20 protein-coding genes are annotated in these 18,356 nt (G+C 73.5%); 19 read left to right on the plus strand and 1 reads right to left on the minus strand.

The features are described from left to right. Window positions 1-24 precede the first annotated feature (24 nt). The 9 genes from UQW22_RS08725 to UQW22_RS08765 all read left to right on the plus strand — a co-directional run bounded on the left by UQW22_RS08725 (window position 25) and on the right by UQW22_RS08765 (window position 9,199). Window positions 25-975 carry a peptidoglycan-binding protein gene (locus UQW22_RS08725; protein ID WP_407320539.1) on the plus strand — a complete coding sequence of 317 codons (951 nt, stop codon included), beginning with the start codon at window positions 25-27 and terminating at the stop codon, window positions 973-975. Next, on the plus strand, window positions 975-1,601 hold the full coding sequence (locus UQW22_RS08730) for an ABC transporter ATP-binding protein (RefSeq protein ID WP_407320540.1): 627 nt from the start codon (window positions 975-977) through the stop codon (window positions 1,599-1,601). The genes UQW22_RS08725 and UQW22_RS08730 overlap by 1 nt, the downstream gene beginning before the upstream one ends. 2 nt (window positions 1,602-1,603) lie before the next feature. Beyond that, window positions 1,604-2,692, plus strand: a complete 1,089-nt coding sequence (locus UQW22_RS08735) for a hypothetical protein (RefSeq protein ID WP_407320541.1) — start codon at window positions 1,604-1,606, stop codon at window positions 2,690-2,692. 57 nt (window positions 2,693-2,749) lie between these two features. Next, entirely contained in the window at window positions 2,750-3,322 is a 573-nt protein-coding gene (locus UQW22_RS08740) for a PH domain-containing protein (RefSeq protein ID WP_407320542.1), read from the plus strand. Continuing rightward, the gene (locus UQW22_RS08745; protein ID WP_407320543.1) at window positions 3,319-5,076 is read left to right on the plus strand and encodes a PH domain-containing protein; all 1,758 of its coding nucleotides are present in this window, start codon (window positions 3,319-3,321) and stop codon (window positions 5,074-5,076) included. The genes UQW22_RS08740 and UQW22_RS08745 overlap by 4 nt, the downstream gene beginning before the upstream one ends. A 5-nt stretch (window positions 5,077-5,081) precedes the next feature. Further along, window positions 5,082-6,050 (plus strand): Rossmann-like and DUF2520 domain-containing protein, encoded by a 969-nt coding sequence (locus UQW22_RS08750; RefSeq protein ID WP_407320757.1) that lies wholly within the window; start codon window positions 5,082-5,084, stop codon window positions 6,048-6,050. Further along, window positions 6,047-7,027, plus strand: a complete 981-nt coding sequence (panC, locus tag UQW22_RS08755; protein WP_407320544.1) for a pantoate--beta-alanine ligase — start codon at window positions 6,047-6,049, stop codon at window positions 7,025-7,027. Before UQW22_RS08750 ends, panC begins: the two co-directional genes overlap by 4 nt. Window positions 7,028-7,115: 88 nt before the next feature. Further along, window positions 7,116-7,526, plus strand: a complete 411-nt coding sequence (gene panD, locus UQW22_RS08760; RefSeq protein ID WP_407320758.1) for an aspartate 1-decarboxylase — start codon at window positions 7,116-7,118, stop codon at window positions 7,524-7,526. Next, complete coding sequence (locus UQW22_RS08765) at window positions 7,523-9,199, plus strand: L-aspartate oxidase (protein WP_407320545.1); 1,677 nt, start codon at window positions 7,523-7,525, stop codon at window positions 9,197-9,199. The genes panD and UQW22_RS08765 overlap by 4 nt, the downstream gene beginning before the upstream one ends. A gap of 42 nt (window positions 9,200-9,241) precedes the next feature. Here the strand turns inward: UQW22_RS08765 and nadC are convergent, their stop codons facing one another. Beyond that, window positions 9,242-10,204 (minus strand): carboxylating nicotinate-nucleotide diphosphorylase, encoded by a 963-nt coding sequence (nadC, locus tag UQW22_RS08770; RefSeq protein WP_407320546.1) that lies wholly within the window; start codon window positions 10,202-10,204, stop codon window positions 9,242-9,244. Window positions 10,205-10,360: 156 nt separating this feature from the next. Between nadC and UQW22_RS08775 the strand changes: the two genes are divergently transcribed. From UQW22_RS08775 to UQW22_RS08820, 10 genes are all read left to right on the plus strand, one after another. Then, window positions 10,361-10,765 (plus strand): GntR family transcriptional regulator, encoded by a 405-nt coding sequence (locus UQW22_RS08775; RefSeq protein ID WP_407320547.1) that lies wholly within the window; start codon window positions 10,361-10,363, stop codon window positions 10,763-10,765. Next, window positions 10,713-11,462, plus strand: coding sequence for an ABC transporter ATP-binding protein (locus UQW22_RS08780; RefSeq protein ID WP_407320548.1), 750 nt, complete (start codon window positions 10,713-10,715; stop codon window positions 11,460-11,462). The genes UQW22_RS08775 and UQW22_RS08780 overlap by 53 nt, the downstream gene beginning before the upstream one ends. Beyond that, window positions 11,459-12,268 (plus strand): hypothetical protein, encoded by an 810-nt coding sequence (locus tag UQW22_RS08785; RefSeq protein ID WP_407320549.1) that lies wholly within the window; start codon window positions 11,459-11,461, stop codon window positions 12,266-12,268. Before UQW22_RS08780 ends, UQW22_RS08785 begins: the two co-directional genes overlap by 4 nt. A 42-nt stretch (window positions 12,269-12,310) precedes the next feature. Next, complete coding sequence (gene lysS / locus UQW22_RS08790) at window positions 12,311-13,837, plus strand: lysine--tRNA ligase (protein WP_407320550.1); 1,527 nt, start codon at window positions 12,311-12,313, stop codon at window positions 13,835-13,837. Between the two features lie 11 nt (window positions 13,838-13,848). Beyond that, the gene (locus UQW22_RS08795; RefSeq protein ID WP_407320551.1) at window positions 13,849-14,004 is read left to right on the plus strand and encodes a hypothetical protein; all 156 of its coding nucleotides are present in this window, start codon (window positions 13,849-13,851) and stop codon (window positions 14,002-14,004) included. Between the two features lie 119 nt (window positions 14,005-14,123). Continuing rightward, window positions 14,124-14,459 (plus strand): Lsr2 family protein, encoded by a 336-nt coding sequence (locus tag UQW22_RS08800; RefSeq protein WP_407320552.1) that lies wholly within the window; start codon window positions 14,124-14,126, stop codon window positions 14,457-14,459. A 122-nt stretch (window positions 14,460-14,581) separates the two neighbouring features. After that, window positions 14,582-15,688 (plus strand): lactonase family protein, encoded by a 1,107-nt coding sequence (locus UQW22_RS08805; RefSeq protein ID WP_407320553.1) that lies wholly within the window; start codon window positions 14,582-14,584, stop codon window positions 15,686-15,688. 32 nt (window positions 15,689-15,720) lie between these two features. Next, the gene (gene mshA, locus UQW22_RS08810; RefSeq protein WP_407320759.1) at window positions 15,721-16,977 is read left to right on the plus strand and encodes a D-inositol-3-phosphate glycosyltransferase; all 1,257 of its coding nucleotides are present in this window, start codon (window positions 15,721-15,723) and stop codon (window positions 16,975-16,977) included. 52 nt (window positions 16,978-17,029) lie between these two features. After that, entirely contained in the window at window positions 17,030-17,470 is a 441-nt protein-coding gene (locus tag UQW22_RS08815) for a nitroreductase family deazaflavin-dependent oxidoreductase (protein ID WP_407320554.1), read from the plus strand. An 83-nt stretch (window positions 17,471-17,553) separates the two neighbouring features. After that, entirely contained in the window at window positions 17,554-18,294 is a 741-nt protein-coding gene (locus UQW22_RS08820; RefSeq protein WP_407320555.1) for a phosphoglyceromutase, read from the plus strand. The last annotated feature ends 62 nt before the right edge of the window (window positions 18,295-18,356 follow it).

Consider the following 18,356-nt stretch of genomic DNA (forward strand, 5'->3'; position numbering starts at 1 on the left):
GTCGCGGCACTGGCCGCTGGTGGTGTGACAGCGGCCCTGATCCTGCTGCCCGGCCCTGTCGAGGAGGCTCCGGCGCAGTCGACCGTAGGTGAGGACGCCGTAGCGGTCAGCACCGAGACCTACGACGGTGCCCGGCAGGTGTCGGTGCGGGCCACCGTGAGGTCTGCGGAGTCACTGACGGTCGCCGACACAGGCCGGGTGACGGCGTCGGCCTGCGAGCCCGGTGGGACCGTCGAGTCCGGTGACGTCCCGCTGGTCATCGACGACCGGCCCGCCGTCGCTCTGGCCACCGACGTTCCGCTGTGGCGCGACCTGCAGTCGGGCTCCCGGGGGGAGGACGTTCTCGCGCTGCAGGAGGAGCTCTCCCGACTGGGCCACGACCTGGAGCCGGAGGGCTACTTCGGGGAGGCGACGCGAGCCGCCGTCCGTGCGGTCCAGGAAGGCGCTGGGGTCGGACGACCTGACGGAGTGCTGGCCTCTGCCTCTGTCCTGTGGCTGCCGGATCCCGAGGTAGTGGTCGCCGACTGCCTCGCACAGGTGGGCGACCGGGTCACCGACGGCGAGATCGCGACGGTCTCCGGGGGCTTGACGGAACTGACCGTCGTCGAGCCGCCCGGTGAGGGCTGGGTCGTGCGGCACGACGGCCACGTCGGAGCGATCGACAGCGACGGCGTCGTGCGGGACAGCCAGCTTCTCGCCGCCGTCGAGGCCAGCGAGCAGTTTCGGCAGGGCCAGGACGAGGGGACGGACCGGTTGACGATGGAGATCGCCCTCGCGAAGGAGATCGACGTGGTGGTGGTTCCGCCGTCGGCGATCGTCCCCACCGGGGAAGGGCAGGGGTGTGTCCAGACCGACGACGGTGAGGCGCTGCGCGTGGAGGTGGTGGCGTCGTCGCTGGGGCAGACGATGGTCCGCCTCGTCGACACGGAGGAGCCACGTCCGGTCCGCCTGGAGCCAGACGGGGTGGACTGCTGATGGCGGTGCTGCACGCCACCGGGCTCGCGCACAGCTTTCCCCCGGACGGGATGCTCTTCGAGGGTCTCGACCTGGAGGTGCACGCGGGCGAGGTCGTGGCACTCGTCGGGCCGTCCGGATCGGGCAAGTCGACCCTGATGGCGATCCTGGCGGGATGGGTCGTGCCCTCCCGCGGCCAGGTCGTCCGGGAAGGTGTCGTGCGCACCGGATGGGTGTTCCAGAACCCGCACGGCTCCGCCCGGCGCAGCGCCCTGGACCACGTCGTGCTGCCGCTGCTGGCTCGGGGGCGGTCCCGCCGTGCCGCCGAGCCGGAAGCGCAGCTGATCCTGGCGAGGTTCGGTGTGTCGGGTATCGCTGGACGGCCGTTCCAGGCGCTCTCGGGCGGTGAGGCGCAGCGGCTCATGCTCGCGCGTGCCGTGGCCACCGCACCGGATCTGCTGCTGGTCGACGAGCCGACGGCGCAGCTCGACCTCGCCACCTCAGCGACCGTGAACGGTGTCCTGGCACAGCTGGTGCAGGACGACACGGCCGTGCTCGTCGCGACGCACGATACGGCCACCCGCGACGCCTGCACCCGCGTGGTCGACCTGGCTGAGTTCTCGCCTGCCGTCCGTGCGGCAGCGTGAGCATGCAGGCTCGTTCTGTCGCCGGTGAGGCGGCACGAAACCTGGTCACGGGGACCACGCGAGCGCTGTGGTGGGCGTTGGCGTTCGTCGTCCTCGTCGGGGGTCTGGCCGTGGCCGACGCCCGGGTGCTCGTGCGGGTCTGGCAGGACGCCGACGCCTTCCGGTCCGCGGGAGCTGCTGTCCAGACGCTGGCGTCCGAGCGCGAACAGGTCGTGGACGGAACGCGTTGCCAGGCACTGAGCGGCGTCGCGGGGCTGACGGGAGCGGGGGCGCTGCGGCCGGGCGCACCTGTCCGCGCGGCGAGCATGCCGAGCTCCGACCTGACGGTGTGGGAGGTCACCCCCGGTGTCCTCGATCTGCTGACCACGACGGCCCGTCCGGTCCGCACCGCGACCGGCACGACGACGGGTGGTCTCTGGTTGGCGGACGACCTTGCCGCTGCCCTCGGGGCTTCAGCCGGGGACGAGCTCGTGATCGACGACGGACGTGTGCGCGTCGCCGGCGTGTATACCTGGCCGGATGACGGCCGAGACCGCGTGCTGGCCTACGCCGCCGTGGTCGCGGTGCCGGCGACGGGAACCTTCGAACGGTGCTGGGCCGGAGCCTGGCCGGTGGACGACGATGCCGCCGGGCTGCTCTACTCCGCGACGTCTCCGGGTGCCGACGACCTTCGCCTGGGGCAGCTCAACTCCACCCGAGGGAGCGGCTACGACCTGTCCGGGCTGGTCGACGCGCGTCCCACGGCGGTCGCTCCGGCAGCGGCCGCCGCCGTGGGGCTCGTGCTGGGCTACCTCGCGGTCCGGACCCGACGGCTCGAGCTCGCCTCGGCGCTGCACGCCCGGGTGCCGAAGCCTTTCCTCACCTGGCAGCACCTGCTGGAGGCCGGGTGCTGGCTCGCCGCAGCGCTGTCCGTGACGGCCGCAGCGACCGGCGTCGCGGCGCTGGTCGGCAGCCCGGGGCCGTACCTCGGGACGTGGGCGACGGCCGGGATGGCCGCGGGTACGGGCGCGGCGGCGACCTTGATCGGCACGCTGGTCGGGGTGCTGACCACCCGTGAGAAGCATCTTTTCCGCTACTTCAAAGAGCGGTGACGCCTCGGAGCCGGGGCTGATGCTGTTCCTTCCCTCGGCCGATGCCAGGATGGACCCATGACCAGTCCCGAGTCCTCGCCGGTGCCGTCCGAGGCATCCGCGGAGGGTGCGACGCCCGTGCCGCCGTCTGCCACCGTGCCGGATGCCGCCGTCGGCCCGTTCGACCCGCCGGACATCACCTGGGACCGCGTCTCGCCGCGGCTCGTCACGGCGCGGCTCGTCTCGCTCGGCGTCGGGCTGGGCCTGCCGACGCTCGCCTGCGTCCTGGTGGCCGTGCTGGTGACGCCCTGGGTGTGGGTCCCGGCGGGCGTCCTGGGCGTCCTGCTGCTGTGGGTGGTGCTGCTCGTGCCGCGCCAGGTCCGCGCGATCGGGTACGCCGAGCGCGACGACGACCTGCTGATCCGCAAGGGCATCCTGTTCCGCCAGCTCGTCGTCGTCCCCTACGGGCGGATGCAGTTCGTCGATGTCCAGGCCGGTCCGCTCGACCGCAAGCTCGACATCGCCAAGGTGCAGCTGCACACCGCGGCGGCGAGCACGGACGCCGTCATCCCCGGGCTGGCCCCGGACGAGGCGGAGCGACTGCGCGACCGTCTCACCGCGCGGGGCGAGGCGAGGCTGGCGGGCCTGTGAGCGACAGCAGCCCGGCACCCGTACCGGCGCAAGACCCTTCGACGTCGTCGGGCGACGGTCCCAGCGGCCCCGGCGAGGGCCTGGAGTGGCGTCGTGTCCACCCGGTCACGCCGTTCGTGCGCGGCTGGGCGATCATCGTCGCCCTGCTCTTCGTCGTCGCCCAGCAGAGCTTCGACGGGATCCCGTACGGCGAGATCGTCGACGACCTCGCCCGGATCTGGTGGGTGCTCGCCCTCGGGGTCCTCGGGGTGCTGCTCCTCGTCTTCGGCTTCGCGGCGCTGGCCTGGCGGATGACCAGCTACGCGGTCGACGACGACGCCGCGCACCTGCGCAAGGGCATCCTGTTCCGCCAGCAGCGGCACGCCAGGCTCGACCGGCTGCAGGCGGTGGACGTCCGCCAGCCGCTGCTCGCCCGGATCTTCGGGCTGGCCGAGCTCACCCTGGAGGTGGCCGGTGGCACGGACTCCGCGGTCGCGATCGGGTTCCTGCGGCTCGACGAGGCGACCGCGCTGCGCGCGGACCTGCTCGCTCGGGCCGCGGGGGTCAAGGCGCGTCGGGCCGCCGGGGCGTCCACGGCACGCACCGTCGACGGTGCTACGGGGACGGTCGCCCGGCCGGGCACGGGAGCGGGCACGGACGACGGTGCCGGTCCGGGCGCCGAGAGCGCGACGTCGAGCGCCGCCCCCGTCGACGGCACGGCGCCCGGTGGCGTGCCGACAGAGGCCGCCGACCTCTCCACGGTCCCCGCCGTGCCGGTCGAGGCTCCCGAGAACCAGGTCTACGAGGTGCCGCCAGGTCGGCTGGTGGCCTCGTTGATCCGGCTGCCGGCGGTCTGGATCATCCTCCTCGTCCTCGTCCTGGTCGGCCTCGGCGTGGCCGCCACCCGCAACTTCGGGATCCTGTTCTCGTTGCTGCCCGGGCTGCTGGGCGTGGCGACGTTCCTGTTCAACCGGTTCGCGGGGGAGTTCGGCTTCCGGGCAGCGGTGTCCCCGGACGGCATCCGGCTGCGGCACGGCCTGCTCGAGACCCGAGCCCAGACCATCCCGCCGGGCCGGGTGCAGGCCATCGAGCTGACGCAGGGCATCTGGTGGCGTGGCAAGGACTGGTGGCGCATCAAGGTCAACGTCGCCGGGTACGGCATCGAGGGCAACGACACCCAGAGCGTGCTGCTGCCCGTCGGGACTCGGCAGGAGGCGCTGACCGCGCTGTGGCTCGTCCTGCCGGACCTCGGCACCCAGGACCCGGCGGCGCTCGTCGACGAGGGCCTGACCGGTGACTCGCGCACCGACGCGAGCTTCACCACCAGCCCGCGCCGCGCCCGGGTCCTCGACCCGCTGACGTGGCGCCGCAACGGCTTCGTCGTGACCGACCGGGCGCTGCTGCTGCGCGGCGGGCGCCTGACCCGGCGGCTCGCGGTCGTGCCGCACGAGCGCACCCAGTCCCTGGGCGTCGAGCAGGGTCCGTGGCAACGACGCCGTGGTGTGGCGTCGTTCACCGTGCACTCCACCCCGGGGCCGATCAGCCCGGCCGTGTACCACCTCGACGCGCCTGACGCCGCCCGGCTCATCGCGGAGCAGGCCGTGCGTGCCCGCACGGCGCGGGCCCAGCAGACGCCGGAGCGCTGGATGGAGACGGTGGCCGCGGTGGCCGCCGCCCGGCCCGACGCCCAGCCCGACACCCAGCAGGGGAGCGGGCCTGCCGACGGCGCAGCGCAGCCCGGTACCACCCCGGCGCGACGCGAGGACGACGCGTGAGCGGCGTGCCGTCGTCGGGCGGCCCGGACCCCGCGAGCCCGTCGCGACCGGGGCGGCTCGGCGTGGGTGTCGTCGGCGCGGGCCGCGTGGGCGCCGTGCTGGGCGGCGCGCTGCGGTCGGCGGGGCATGCCGTCGTCGGCGCGAGCGGCGTCTCGGACGACTCCCGCGAGCGGATCGAGACGCTGCTGCCGGGCGTCGAGAACCTGCAGATCCCCGAGATCGTCGAGCGGGCGGAGCTGGTGCTGCTCGCGGTGCCCGACGACGCGCTGGCCGACCTGGTCGCGGGCCTCGCGGAGGTCGGGGCGTGGCAGGGCGGTCAGATCGTGGTGCACACGTCGGGCCGCTACGGCACCGACGTGCTGGCGCCCGCGCAGCGGGCCGGGGCGATCCCGCTGGCGATCCATCCGGCGATGACGTTCACGGGCACGTCTCTCGACCTCGCCCGCCTGACGGGCTGCACGTTCGCGGTCACCGCCCCGGGTGCCGTGCTGCCGATCGGCCAGGCGCTGGTGGTGGAGATCGGCGGGGAGCCCGTCGTCGTCGACGAGGCGGCCCGAGGTCTCTACCACGCGGCTCTCGCCCACGGCGCGAACCACCTCGTGGTGCTCGTGGCGCAGGCCGCGCAGGCCCTGGAGGCCGCCGGGGTCGAGCGGCCCGGCCGGGTGCTCGCGCCGCTGCTCGGTGCGGCGCTCGACGGCGCCACGCGGTCGGCGGACGTGCGCGACGGCGTCGGCCCCGGGGCCATCGCCGCCCTGACGGGGCCGGTCTCGCGCGGCGACAGCGGCACGGTGACCGCGCACCTCGACGTCCTCGGTGACCTCGCCGCCCGGACCGGCGCGACGGACGTGCCCGACAGCTATACCCGGCTCGCGAGGGGTGCCACGAGGCGCGCCCTGGCCAGCCACCGGATCGACGAGGACGCCGCACGCACGCTGCTCGACGTCCTCGGTGCACCACCCCAGGAGCAGGAATGAGTACTCCCACCGAACCTGCGACGACGTCGCAGGACGGGTCCGCGCCGACCCCGCCACCCGCCGTCGTCACGACCCGCGCCGCACTGCGGGACGCCATGGCGGTCTGGGCGCTGTCCGCGCCTGCCGCGACCGACCGGCGAGCCGTGGTCATGACGATGGGGGCGCTGCACGAGGGGCACCTCGACCTGGTGCGGCGTGCTCGCGAGGAGGCCGGCCCGGGCGGGCAGGTGCTGGTGACGATCTTCGTCAACCCGCTGCAGTTCGGCGCCGGGGAGGACCTCGACAGCTACCCGCGCGACCTCGAGCGGGACGTCGCGCTCCTCGCGACCGCGGGAGCCGACGTCGTCTACGCGCCCACGCCCGCCGTCGTCTACCCCGACGGTGACCCGATCGTGCGTGTCAGCGCAGGTCAGATCGGTGAGGTGCTCGAGGGGGCGTTCCGGCCCGGACACCTCGACGGGGTGCTGACGGTGGTGCTCAAGCTGCTGCACCAGACGCGCCCCGACGTCGCGCTGTTCGGGCAGAAGGACGCCCAGCAGCTGCTCGCGGTGCGCCGTATGGTGCGCGACCTCGACCTGGACGTCCAGATCGTGGGGGTGCCCATCCGTCGCGACGACGCCGGCCTGGCGCTCTCCTCGCGCAACGCCTACCTGTCCGACGGCGAGCGTCGCTCCGCGCTGGCGCTGTCCCGTGCGCTGCGGGCCGGGGCGGAGCGGGCGGCCGACGGGGCGGGTGCGGCGGCGGTCCGGGCGACGGCCTCGGGAATCCTCAACGAGGCCACCGACGTTGTGGTGGACTACCTCGCGCTCGTCGACCCGGATACCGTGGAGGAGGTTCCCGCCGAGCACACCGGACCCGCGCTCCTGCTCGTCGCGGCGCGCGTGGGGACCACCCGACTGATCGACAACCAGGCCGTGGACGTCGTCGCGCCTTCCGACGGCAACGAGACCCCAGGCCAGGAGGCATCTCGTGACTGACCAGACCGCTTCTGCCGCGGACGTCGCCGCCGGTGGCGTGCGCGACCCCCGGACGCCGGCACCGCGCCCCGCCTCGTTGCAGCGCCCGATGATGATCGGCAAGATCCACCGCGCGACGGTGACGCAGGCGGACCTGCACTATGTGGGATCCATCACGGTCGACACCGACCTGCTCGACGCCGCGGACCTGATCCCCGGCCAGCAGGTCGACGTCGTGGACGTGGACAACGGGGCCCGGCTGACCACCTACGTCATCCCCGGCGCGGCCGGCTCCGGGCAGATCAGCATCAACGGTGCCGCGGCGCACCTCGTGCACCCCGGCGACACGGTCATCATCATCGCCTACGGGATGCTGTCCGACGCGGACGCACGCAGCTTCCTGCCGAACGTGGTGTTCGTCGACGGTGCGAACCGGATCGTCCAGGTCGACGACGACCCGGGCCAGGTCCCGGACGGCTTCGGTCTGGTCAGCTCCGGCATCCCCGTCGCGGCCCGGTGAGGCCGGCCCGGCTCGCCCGCACCCTCGCCGCGCCCGCGCCGGGTTGGACGGCGCACGCGGACGCCGTCGTCGTCGGGTCGGGCATCGCCGGGCTGACCGCCGCGCTCGAGCTGCGCACCCGGGTGCCCCGGGTGCTGCTCGTCACCAAGGCGGCGCTGTCCTCCGGCTCGACCGTCTGGGCGCAGGGCGGGATCGCCGCGGTGCTGCACCCGGACGACACCCCGGCCGCGCACCAGCACGACACGCTCGTCGCGGGTGGCGGGCTCAGCGACCCGGCCGCCGTCGAGGTGCTCGTCACGGAGGGCCCGGACCGGGTCCGCGAGCTGGTCGCCCGGGGCGCGACGTTCGACCGGGCGGACGACGGCGGCATCGCGCTCACCCGCGAGGGCGGGCACCGTGCGGACCGGATCGCCCATGCCGGCGGCGACGCGACCGGTGCGGAGATCTCCCGGGCGCTGGTCGCCCAGATCGAGGCCGTCCAGCACGACCCCGGCATCGAGGTGATCGAGAACGCCCTCGTGCTGGACGTCCTGACCGGTGCGCCGTCGTCGGACGGCCCCGGCCCGGTGGCCGGCGTGACCCTGCACGTGCGGGGCGAGGGGTCGCGGGACGGCGTCGGGGCGGTCCTCGCCCCGACGGTGGTCCTGGCGACCGGGGGGGTGGGTCAGGTCTTCCGTTCGTCGACCAACCCGCCCGGTGCGACGGCCGACGGCATCGCCGCGGCGCTGCGGGCCGGTGCCGTGCTCGGCGACCTGGAGTTCGTCCAGTTCCACCCCACCGTCCTGTGGCTCGGCGCGGGGGCGCGCGGCCAGCTGCCGCTCATCAGCGAGGCGGTCCGCGGGGAGGGCGCGCTGCTGCTCGACGTGACCGGTCACCGCTTCATGCCGGACGCGCACCCCTTGGCGGAGCTCGCCCCGCGCGACGTCGTGGCGCACGCGATCGTGCGGAGGATGGCCGCGACGTCGGCCGACCACGTGCTGCTCGACGCCCGTGCGCTCGGCGCCGACTTCCTGCGACGGCGGTTCCCCGGCATCACGGCGCGGCTCCGCCAGGCGGGCATCGACTGGACCGAGGAGCCGGTGCCCGTCGCACCCGCGCAGCACTACCACTCCGGCGGCGTCGTCACGGACCTGCACGGGCGGAGCTCCGTGCCGGGGCTGTACGCCGTGGGGGAGGTGGCGTGCACCGGGGTGCACGGCGCCAACCGGCTCGCGTCCAACTCGCTGCTCGAGGGGCTCGTCTTCGCCCAGCGCGCGGCGGCGGACGCCGTGCGCTGCTACGAGAGCGGTGAGCTGCGGCACGCCCCCGCGGCGGTGGCGCGGCCCGGGGAGGCGGCGCTGGTCGCGGCGGTCGCCCGCTCGAGGGTGCAGCGGGCGGCGTCCGACGGCGCCGGGCCCGTCCGGTCGGCCGAGTCGCTCGAGCGTGCCGACGCGGCGCTCGCCGGGGTGACGACGTCGGCCCACCAGGAGGCGGAGGTCGTGGCGGCCCCGCAGACGGCCGAGTGGGAGACGACGAACGTCCACCAGGTCGCGCGGGCTCTCGTGCGGGCGGCGTGGGCGCGGACCGAGAGTCGCGGCGGGCACTTCCGCACGGACTTTCCCGACCGGGATCCCGCGTGGGAGCGGCGCGTGACGGTGTCGTTGGACGCCGACGGCACCCTGCTCGCGAGGTAGCGCACCGGCCCGCGAGGTAGCGCTGCGAGGCGCGAGGTAGCGCTACAGCTCGCGAGGTAGCGCTCGGTCCCGCAGGTCGAGCGCCAGGTCGAGGATCGGTGCGGAGTGCGTCAGCGCCCCGACCGACAGGTAGTCGACGCCGGTCGTCGCGACCTCCCGGGCGCGGTCGAGGGTGAGGTTCCCGGTCGCCTCCAGCTCGACGTGCTCGGCGACGCCGTCGCGCCCCTCGCGCTCGCGGACCGCGGCGACGGTCGTGGCGAGCACGGGGGTGGGCATGTTGTCCAGGAGCAGGAAGTCCGCGCCGGCGTCGAGAGCCTCCATGGCCTGGGCGGTCGTGTCCGCTTCCACCTGGACGAGCACGTCGGGGAACGCGGCGCGGACGGCACGGATCGCGGCGGCCACACCACCGGCCGCGACGACGTGGTTGTCCTTGACCATCGCGACGTCGTAGAGGCCCATCCGCTTGTTCGTCCCACCACCGGCGCGGACGGCGTACTTGTCGAGCGCCCGGAGCCCCGGTGTCGTCTTGCGGGTGTCGAGCACCTGGGCGCCGGTGCCGTCGAGCTCGCGGGTGAAGGCGGCGGCCGCGGTGGCCACCCCGGAGGCGCGCGAGGCGAGGTTGAGCAGGGTCCGCTCGGCCACGAGCAGCACCTGGGTCGGACCTGCCAGGGTGGCGAGCACCTGCCCGGGGACGACGGCGTCGCCGTCCTGGGCGTGGAACGTCACCTCGGGCGCCGGCAGGTCGAGGCGCTCCGCCGTCTGGCGCAGGGTCTCGGCGACGACGACGAGGCCTGCGGCCGTGCCCCTCTCGCGGGCGAGCAGATCGGCCGTGCCGGTGGCCGACGGCGGGACGGTCGCCTGGGTGGTGACGTCGCGGCCGGGTGCGGGGCCCAGGTCCTCGGCGAGCGCTACCTCGACCGTGCGGGCGAGCCACGCGGCGTCGAGGGCCGGTTCGACGGCGGAGGGGGACACATGGACGGGCAGGGAGGTCTCGGGCGTGCTCACACCGGAACGGTACCCGCGGAGACCTCCAGCGCTGTGGGTGGACGACGCGCCGATGGGCCGTCCGGGCATGCGGCGCGTCGTCCACCCACAGCGAGGACCGGGTGGGGGCTGTGTTAGTGTGTTAGTGGCTTAATACAGCGAGACAGGAGGTGCGGCGTGGAGTTCGACACCGGCTCGCCCATCTGGGGACAGCTGGTCACCGAGTTCTCCCGGCGCATCGTCACCGGGGCGTGGTCGGCCGGTGACAGGATCCCGGGCGTTCGAGAGCTGGCATCCGGGCTGGGCGTCAACCCCAACACCGTCCAGCGGGCGCTCGCCGAGCTCGAGCGCCGGGGCCTGTGCCGCTCCGAGCGCACGGCCGGCAGGTTCGTCACGTCCGACGGACCGACGATCGACGACCTGAGAGCGGAGCTCGCACGCGAGGCCGCCGACGACTTCGTGCGCCGGGCGCGGGGGCTGGGCATGCCCCCGGCCCAGGCCCGGCGACTCATCGAGGAGAGATGGACCCATGACGACGACGTCCCTGCCCCTGTCGGACCGGGGGGACACGATGGCGCCTGAGCACGCGCTGGTCAGCACCCGCGGCCTCACCGTACGGTACGGCTCCCGCACCGCCCTGGACGGGCTGGACCTGGACGTCCCCGCCGGCCAGATCGTCGGTCTCCTGGGGGAGAACGGTTGCGGCAAGTCGACGCTGCTCAAGACGCTCGCCGGGCTCTACGCGGACTACAGCGGCGAGATCCGGATCGGCGGGCACGCACCCGGCCCGGAGTCCAAGGCGATCGTCTCCTACCTCCCGGACCGCAGCTCGCTGCCGGACCACGTCCGGGTCCGCTACTGCCTGGAGCTGTTCGCCGACGTCTTCGCCGACTTCGACCTCGACAAGGCGCGCCGGCTGGTCGCCGGGTTCGGGCTGGACGAGTCGATGCGGCTCAAGCAGATGTCCAAGGGCATGCGCGAGAAGGTGCAGGTGTCCCTGACCATGGCGCGCCGGGCCCGCGTGTTCCTGCTCGACGAGCCGATCTCCGGCGTGGACCCGGCCGCACGCGAGGGCATCCTCGCGGGGGTCCTCGACAACCTCGAGCCGGGTTCGTCGCTGCTCGTCGCCACCCACCTCGTCCACGACCTCGAGACGACGCTCGACTCGGTCGTGATGATGCGTCACGGCCGGGTGCTGCTCACCGGAGAGGTGGACGACCTGCGCGCCGAGCACGGGTCCAGCCTCGACCAGATCTTCCGGAAGGTGTACCGCTCATGATCGCGCTCCTCAAGCATGAGATCATCCAGACCCGCGGCATGCTGGCACTCGTCGGGCTGGTGGCGTCGCTCGTCGCCGTCGTGGGTGCGCTGCTCGCCGCGACCGGCTGGGCGGTGCTCGCACCGCTCGGGACGTTGCTCGCGGTCGGCGCGGTCTTCGCTCTCGTCCCGGCCGCCCAGATCCTGCTGGTCGTGGCCTACTGGCGATCCGCCTACGGGCGGACCGGGTATCTGACACAGACCTTCCCGGTCAAGGGCTCCACCATCTACGGGGCCAAGGCGCTCTGGGCGGCGGCGGTCTCGGTCGCCGGGGTGGCCCTCAGCGTGGGCCTCGCGCTGGCCGTTTCGCCGCTCCTGTCGCGGGCGGGATGGGGCGACGTCTTCCAGCGGCTCGGCGACGGCTGGGCGACGCTCAGGGAGGTGGCGCCCGGCTGGGGCATCGCCGCCGGCGTGCTCCTGCTCGTGGCGCTCGTGCTCGTCTGGCCCGCCCAGTACTTCTTCGCGGCGTCCATCGGCAGTCAGGCCCCCATGAACCGGCTCGGGGTGGGCGGCCCGGTTCTCGTCTGGCTGGGCGTGTACACCGCCACCCAGGTGCTCACCTTCGTGTCCTTCGCCACCGTGCCGTTCGCCGTGGGGATGGAGGACGGCCGGCTCGGCATCGTCCGGTTCGACCTCTTCGCCGAGATGATGGCGGGCAGCTCGGCCGACATCATGCCGATCGGGTTCCTGCCGGCGCTGCTGCTGAGCGCTGTGGTGTGCGTCGTGTGGACCGCCCACTCGTGGAACCGTCGGGTCTCGCTGGTCTGACGGGTGCGGGGACACGGTCGGCGGCGCCCGTAGAATCGGACGGTGACATCCCCCGAGAACACCGGTTCATCGGTGCCTGACGACCTGCCCGACGACCTGCCCGAGCAGTTGCGTGTCCGCCGTGAGAAGCGGGACCGCATCATCGCCGCGGGGGGTGAGGCGTACCCCGTCGGTCTGCCGATCACCAGCACGATCGCGGCGGTCCGCGACGGGTACGGGCACCTCGAACCGGGCGTCGAGACGGACGACGTCGTCGGTGTCGCCGGGCGGGTGGTCTTCCTGCGCAACACCGGCAAGCTGTGCTTCGTGTCCCTGCAGGACGGCGAGGGGAACCGGCTGCAGGCGATGCTCAGCCAGAAGGTCGTGGGCGAGGAGTCGCTGACGGCGTTCAAGGGCGACGTCGACCTCGGTGACCACCTGTTCGTCCATGGCCGGGTCGGGGCGTCCCGGCGGGGCGAGCTCAGCGTCTTCGCGGACTCCTGGCGGATGGCGGCCAAGGCCCTGCGCCCGCTGCCGGTCCTGCACAAGGAGCTGTCCGAGGAGGCCCGCGTCCGCCAGCGGTACGTGGATCTCATCGCGCGCCCTGCTGCGCGCGACATGGTGCGGGTGCGAGCCGGCGTCATGCGCTCGCTGCGCGAGAACTTCCACCGCCGCGACTTCCTCGAGGTCGAGACCCCGATGCTGCAGGCGGTCGCCTCCGGTGCGTCCGCCCGGCCCTTCGAGACGCACATGAACGCCTACGACATGGATCTCTTCCTGCGCATCGCGCCGGAGCTGTTCCTCAAGAAGGCCGTCGTCGGCGGCGTCGAGCGCGTCTTCGAGATCAATCGCAACTTCCGCAACGAGGGCGCCGACTCCTCGCACTCGCCGGAGTTCGCGATGGTCGAGGCGTACGAGTCCTACGGTGACTACGACACGATGGCGGCGCTCACCAAGGACCTTGTCCAGCAGGCGGCCGCGGACGTGTTCGGCACGACTCTCGTCACGCTGGCGGATGGTGAGGAGTACGATCTCGGCGGCGAGTGGGCCGATATCAAGATGTACGACTCCCTCTCGGCGGCCCTGGGTGAGGACATCACGCCGCAGACGTCGGTGGAGCACCTCGCCGACCTGGCCGAGAAGGCCGATATCTCGGTCGACCCCCGCAAGACCAGCCACGGAAAGCTCATCGAGGAGCTGTGGGAGCACCACGTCGGGGACCACCTGCACGAGCCGACGTTCGTCCGTGACTTCCCGGTCGAGACCTCTCCGCTGACGCGTGATCATCGGACCGTGCCGGGACAGGTCGAGAAGTGGGACCTGTACGTGCGCGGCTTCGAGCTCGCCACGGCCTACTCCGAGCTGGTGGACCCCGTGATCCAGCGGCAGCGCTTCGAGGCACAGGCCCGGCTGGCTGCCGCGGGGGACGACGAGGCCATGCGGCTCGACGACGACTTCCTCACCGCGATGGAGTTCGCGATGCCCCCGCTGGGCGGGATGGGGATGGGGATCGACCGGCTGCTCATGGCGCTCACGGGCGCCGGGATCCGCGAGACCATTCTCTTTCCCCTCGTCAAGCCGACACACTGAGAGGACAGGTCATGAGTACGTTCTGGGCAGTGATCGCAGGGTTGATTCCCTCCATCGGAGTAGGTCTGCTCTTCTGGTTGGCGATGCGAAAGATCGTCCGGGCGGACCGGAACGAACGGGCGGCCCTGGAACGGCACGACGCCGAGGCGCGGCTGGACATGCAGTAGGAATTACTGAAAGATCCGTCGCAGGCAATGCAGAACTCGTCGTGGTGAGTTGACTTTTCATTCTCTGTTCGTGCATGCTCGAATCGCTCAAGAGTTTCGAGACACCGGAGGGTGACAGCGTGGTCCAGAAGACACAGGTCGTACTGTTCGACGACATCGACGGCACGGAGGGTGACGAGACGGTCACCTTCGCGCTGGACGGGGTGTCGTACGAGATCGACCTCTCCGCGGCGCATGCTGCGGAGCTGCGCGATTCTCTCTCCCAGTGGGTCGGGCACGGCCGCAAGACGGCTTCGAAGGTCGCGCCCCGCGCCACCTCCGGATCTCGTCGCGGTCGGACCGACCGGGAACAGCTCCAGAAGATCCGCGAGTGGGCCCGCGCCAACGGCCACACCGTGAACGACCGCGGCCGCATCCCCGGGCGGGTGCTGGAGGCCTACGAGGCAGCGCACTGACGCCCCTCCCCAGTCAGCCTGCGCCCCGGCCGGATCGACCCGGCCGGGGCGCGGTGCTGTCCGGGGCCGGCAGCACCGGGCGGGGGTGCGGCGGCGAGCCGCCCGGAGCCTACGCTTGACCCATGATCGCCACGAGCTCGCGCACCCTGTGGATCGGCACGTATCCGGGCGACCGTGCCCCGGGGTCGGGGGAGGGCGTCTGGCGCGTCGACGTCGACCCGGCGTCCGGTGCCCTGGGCACCCCCGTCCTCGCGGCCGAGGTCGCCTCGCCGTCGTTCCTGGCGCTGCACCCGCGGGCCCCGGCGCTCTATGCCGTGACGGAGACGCCGGCGGGACGCGTCACCGCCCTGCGCGTCCACCCCGACGGCACCCTCGCACCGCTCGGGGAGGCGCCCTCCGGCGGTGACGACCCGTGCCACCTCGCGGCGACGACTCGCACCGTCTGGGTGGCGAACTACGGTGACGGGACCGCCGCCGCCCTCGGGGTCTCCGAGGGGGACGGCGAACCGGCCACGGACCGTCGTGCGCTGCACACCGGGTCGGGCACCGGCCCCGTGCCGGACCGTCAGGCGGGGCCGCACGCCCACCAGGTCACCGCCGTCGGCGACCAGGTCCTGGTCACCGATCTCGGCGCCGACCTCGTCCGGCGCTATCCCGTCGACGCGCGGCCGGGCACGGCCGCGGATCCCGAGGCGGCCGGGGCTGCCGCAGCGGACGGAGCGGCCGACGATCAGGCGGTGGCCGCGCGGCTCCCGGCCGGCACCGGCCCACGACACCTCGTCGTGCTGCCGAGCGGGGCCCTCGTGGTGGTCGGTGAGCTCGACGCGCGGCTGCACGTCCTGGTCCCGGCGGACGGGCGGTGGGAGCACTCCGGCAGCGTGCCGATCCTTCCCGGCGCCGTCGCGGGCGCGGACTTCGGCGGTCACGTCACGCTCAGCGCCGACGGGACCCGCCTGCACGTCGGCGTGCGCGGGGCGGACGTGCTGGCCGTCCATGCGGTGTCCGACGGTGCGGTCCCGCGGGTCGAGCACCTCGCCGACGTCCCGCTCGGGGAGGGCGCCCGACCCCGGCACCACGAGGTGGTCGGCGACGAGGAGCTCGTCGTCGTCGCGCTGGAGGGGACGGCCGAGCTGGCCTGCGTGCGCGTGGAGGCGGCGACCGGCCGGGGAGAGGTCGTCGCCCGTGCGTCCTGGGACACCCCACCGGCCTGCGTCCTGGTGGCACGGTGAGCGGCTCGCCGGGGCCGGGCCCGCGGGTCGCGATGCTGTCGGTCCACACCTCACCCCTGGACCAGCCGGGCGCCGGCGATGCCGGCGGCATGAACGTCTACGTGCTGGAGCTGTCGCGTGCCCTCGCCCGCCGAGGTGCCGAGGTCGAGATCTACACCCGGGCGACGACGTCGGCCCAACCGAAGGTCGTCGACGCCGAACCGGGGATCCGGGTGGTCCACGTGGCGGCCGGACCCTACGAAGGACTGGACAAGAACGAGCTGCCCGGGCAGCTCTGCGCGTTCACGGCGGGCGTGCTGCGGGCCGAGGCGCACCGCCCGGCGGGCTGGTACGACGTCGTGCACGCGCACTACTGGTTGTCGGGGCAGGTCGGCTGGCTGGCCGGCGAACGGTGGGACGTCCCGCTGGTGCACACGATGCACACGATGGCGAGGGTGAAGAACGCGGCCCTCGCCCCGGGGGACAGCCCGGAACCGCAGGGCCGGGTGATCGGCGAGGAGCAGGTGGTGGCGGCCGCGGACGCGCTCGTCGCCTCCACCCGGGAGGAGGCCGACGACCTCGTCCGGTACTACGCCGCCGACCCGGACCGCGTCCACGTGGTCGCGCCCGGCGTCGACCTGGAGCAGTTCGCGCCGGGACCGGGCGCGCCGGCCGAGTCGCGCGGCGCGGCGCGGCGTCGTCTCGGGCTGCCCGTGGACGACCCGGTCATCCTGTTCGCCGGGCGGGTGCAGCTCCTCAAGGGGCCCGACGTGCTCGTCCGCGCGCTCGGCGTGATGGCCGACCACGCGGACCCGACGGCGCCGGGGGGCACGGGCCTGCCACGTCTCGTCGTCCTCGGTGGAGCGAGCGGCCGTCCGACGGCGGTGCGCGAGCTCGAGGCGCTGGCCCACCAGACCGGCGTCGCCGACCGGCTCGACGTGCGTCCGCCCGTGCCTCGCGAGGAGCTCGCCGACTGGTACCGGGCGGCGGACGTGGTGGCCGTGCCGTCGCACAACGAGTCGTTCGGGCTGGTGGCGGCCGAGGCGCAGGCCTGCGGGACGCCCGTCGTCGCCGCGGCGGTGGGCGGGTTGCAGACCGTCGTCGTCGACGGCGTCTCCGGGGTGCTCGTGGGTGACCACAGCCCGTGGACGTGGGCGCGCGAGCTGGCGGACCTGCTGGAGGACGAGGCGCGGCTCGCGCGGCTCGCGGCCGGTGCCCGACGGGCGAGCGAGCGGTTCTCCTGGGACCGGGCCGCCGCGGCGATGCTCGACGTCTACTCCCAGGCGGGCAAGGTGCGCCGCGCGCGGTAGGACGCTGCGGCGGGCGGGAATGCCCGGGCGGCACGACGGCGTTGCCGCGGACATGCCTATCACCGGAGAGTACGTCCCCAGCCCGTCCGCCTGGGCCGCCGACCAGGTCTCGACCTACGAGGCCTCGGGCGGAACCGAGGGAACCACGATGCGCGGCAAGCCCGTCGTGATCCTCACGACGCTCGGCGCCAGGAGCGGCAAGGTGCGCAAGACGCCGCTGATGCGCGTCGAGCACGACGGTGCCTACGCCGTCGTCGCCTCGCTGGGCGGTGCGCCGAAGCATCCCGTCTGGTACCACAACATCGTGGCGGACCCGCAGGTCGAGCTGCAGGACGGCACGGAGAAGCACGACTACGTCGCGCGCGAGGTCACCGGCTCCGAGAAGGCCGTGTGGTGGGAGCGCTCGGTCGCGGCGTGGCCCGACTACGCCGAGTACCAGAGGAAGACGGACCGCGAGATCCCCGTCTTCGTCCTGGAGCGCGCGGACGTCTGACGGCGGGCCTCGCGGCGGACGGCGGGCGTCCGCGATCCGGCCGGATGGTGCGTCGGGCCCCTCGCTCAGGGCAGGATGGAGGCATGACCTACACCCTCGTGCTGCTCCGCCACGGCGAGAGCGAGTGGAACGCCAAGAACCTCTTCACCGGCTGGGTCGACGTCCCGCTGTCGACCAAGGGCGTCGAGGAGGCGAAGCGCGGCGGCACCCTCCTCGCCGAGGCGGGCGTCGCGCCGGACGTGCTGCACACCTCGCTGCTGCGTCGCGCCATCATGACGGCCAACTACGCCCTCGACGTCGCCGAACGCCACTGGATCCCGGTCAAGCGGTCGTGGCGCCTCAACGAGCGTCACTACGGCGACCTGCAGGGCAAGGACAAGAAGCAGGTGCGTGACCAGTACGGCGAGGAGCAGTTCATGCTCTGGCGCCGTTCCTACGACGTGCCCCCGCCCGCGATCGAGCTCGGCTCGGAGTTCTCCCAGGACGCCGACGTGCGCTATGCCGGTGAGCCGATCCCGCGCACCGAGGCCCTCAAGCAGGTCCTCGAGCGGGCGCTGCCGTACTGGGACGCCCAGATCGTGCCCGACCTGCGCTCCGGGCAGACGGTGCTGGTCGCCGCGCACGGCAACTCGCTGCGCGCGCTCGTCAAGCACCTCGACGGGGTCGACGACGAGACGATCGCCGGCCTCAACATCCCCACCGGGATCCCGCTGGTGTACGAGCTCGACGAGGAGACGCTGAAGCCGACCAACCCCGGCGGCACCTACCTGGACCCGGAGGCCGCGAAGGACGCCATCGCGGCCGTGGCCAGCCAGGGCCGGTAGGCATCGGCCCGTACGACCGACGACGACGGCGACGCACCCCACGTGGGGTGCGTCGCCGTCGT

Source organism: Isoptericola halotolerans (assembly GCF_045689585.1).
In the GTDB taxonomy this organism is placed as follows: Bacteria; Actinomycetota; Actinomycetes; order Actinomycetales; family Cellulomonadaceae; genus Isoptericola; species Isoptericola halotolerans_B.